Origin of the sequence: Acinetobacter legionensis (assembly GCF_048551735.1) — a bacterium.
In the GTDB taxonomy this organism is placed as follows: domain Bacteria; phylum Pseudomonadota; class Gammaproteobacteria; order Pseudomonadales; family Moraxellaceae; genus Acinetobacter.
In genome coordinates, this window is the sequence record NZ_JBIMBV010000050.1 from 1 (window position 1) to 2,446 (window position 2,446).

1 protein-coding gene is annotated in these 2,446 nt (G+C 35.5%); it reads left to right on the forward strand.

Annotation, left to right across the window (positions count from 1 at the left end):
• Positions 1–63: 63 nt before the first annotated feature.
• On the forward strand, positions 64–2,367 hold the full coding sequence (locus ACG9ZL_RS20800) for a polymorphic toxin-type HINT domain-containing protein (protein ID WP_419361745.1): 2,304 nt from the start codon (positions 64–66) through the stop codon (positions 2,365–2,367).
• The last annotated feature ends 79 nt before the right edge of the window (positions 2,368–2,446 follow it).

Below are 2,446 nucleotides of genomic sequence, written 5' to 3' on the forward strand. Positions count from 1 at the left end.
CTTCAAAGTTAAGATGATGGTATGACAATTTTATATACTCCATAAACCCTTTAAATTAATTAGGTGGTTTATGTCGCACTTCAAGTTTTACTCTGCCGTAAAATTATTGCAGGTTCAACAGCGACAGGCGGGTTAATTTTAGGCTCTGGTATTGTTGGGTTGTTGGATGAAAAAGGTTCAGTACAAGATGCAACAACATTAACTAAAAATAATGCGAACGTAGCGTATGATGCTGAAATGGCTGCTAACTTACAGCTCATCCAAGATGGAATATCCAATAATATTGTGGATAACCAAAAACTAATCAATGAATATAATGATCAGTTGACCAAAGGAACATCTATAAAAAATACAGATGTTAGTTTGGTCGAAAGTTTATTCAATCAAAATTATTTAAAAGCGGATGCAACGACCAATATCACCAATAAAACAGATATTTATCTTGATAAGGACGCTCAGAAAAATACTGTAAATTTGGTGACACATGAGGATGCACACCAGGCTGGTTTCGGTGAAAAGTCGGCGAATGCTTTAGGTTGGATGGGAGAAGCCGCATTTAATGTCAATAGTTGGGTAAACTCATCAAATATTGATACTGCTAAAACCCAGATTCAGAATATTCCAAAAGTTGAAGTTAAGGGTGTTAATGATGCTCAGGCACAACTGGATTTATTAAAAGCTAATACTGAAAAATACGAGTCACAGATAGCAAATAATGATGAATTTGATGAGCATTTGACGAATAAAAGATTTGCAGATTTGCAGAAGTATTTGGAAATTTGCAAATCATCGCCAAACGCAAATGGGTGTAGTCAAGTAGATAAAAATAAACTTGTTGCTAAGATAAAGCAAATAAGTGCTGATAATTTGTCAGTATATAAATCCTGCAAAGCATCTGGTGAATCTGCTTGTATGGAGAAAAATGTACAACAAATTTGGGCAGCTGAGCAATTTGATGATAATAAATTAAAACAATTATTAGGCTCAACGAATGTTGGACTCGCCTCTAATTATGATGTTAAAGCAGCTGATCCTCAATTATTTAAGCAATTAGAGTTTTTGCAGTATGCTCAAAAAAATTGTCAAGGAATGAGCTATGGTGACTGTGGTACCAAATATACAGTTAGTCATCGTAGTGCTGCGGAAAATATATTAATTCCTGCAAAATCTAAAGTATTGGATTATATCGTTGGAGAAAAACCAAGATCTGGAGCAAGTTACTATCTTGCAGGTATAGGCTATGTCGCTACAGAAATTCTATTTCCAGAAAGTGGGACAGATGTAGCACTAATGGCAATTGGTGGAGCTGCGACTAAAGGTGCAAAACTGGCAAGTGCTGAAGCTAAAGCAGGAGAAAATTTAGCAAGTATAACTGAGAGTCAATATAAGCACTTAACTTGTTCATTCCGGGGAGATATGCAAGTTAAAACAAACCATGGATATACGCCAATACAGCAAATTTCTGTTGGGGATTGGGTGTATTCATTAAACGAAACTACTGGAAACGGCAGTTATAAGCAGGTTCTTGCACAATACAGTAACCCTTATAAAGAGACAGTATATGTCACAGTTAGGAGTAAAACTGGTCAAGAGCAAACAATAGTTTCTAATAAAATTCATCCTTATTTTACAGTTCCATATAATGATGTACCGCAATCATCTGAAGGACATGTATACCATGGAGTTGTAAACGGTGGAAAATGGGTAGATGCATCAAATTTAAAGGCAGGTTATAAGTTATTAGTAAGTAATAACGAATGGTATGAAGTTATATCAGTTGATGTTAAATCTGAAGCATTACAAGCGTATAATTTAACTGTTGATACAAATCATACTTATTTTATTAAAGGTTTGAATGTTAATCTTGATGGAGTTTGGGTTCATAATAATTGTGATAGAACTAAGCCACCAGCAGGGCAACAAGTAAGTGGTGGAAATCCATCTGTTAAAAATGATCCATATCATCCAGATACAGTAAATAATAGACAGTTAACCGTTGAACAAAAACAAGCTTGGATGGACTCATTACCTAAGACAATCGAAAATCAACCAATTATGGTGAATGATCGTATAGTAAGAACAAATGTTAATCTTGAGCCAACATTACAACGAATATTAAATAATCAACCGAGTTCAGCTTTGAAGGACGGGAAGGTTTACGGAAATGGAACAAATCCAAAATTACCAAATGGACCAACTTATACAGAATGGGTAGTTCCTACTCAAGGTGTAAATGGGCGTGGTCCACAACGGATTGTAGTAGGCAGTGATGGGTCAATGTGGTACTCACCGAATCATTATGGTGATATTAGACCAGATATGAGCAGACCAATATCACAAACAAATAAACGGCGAATTCAAACATGAGGTGCGACAGTTTGAAAAGTCTTATGATAATCAACAAGCTGAGCAAATTTCTCTAATGGTGTAAGCCAATCTAACGCTT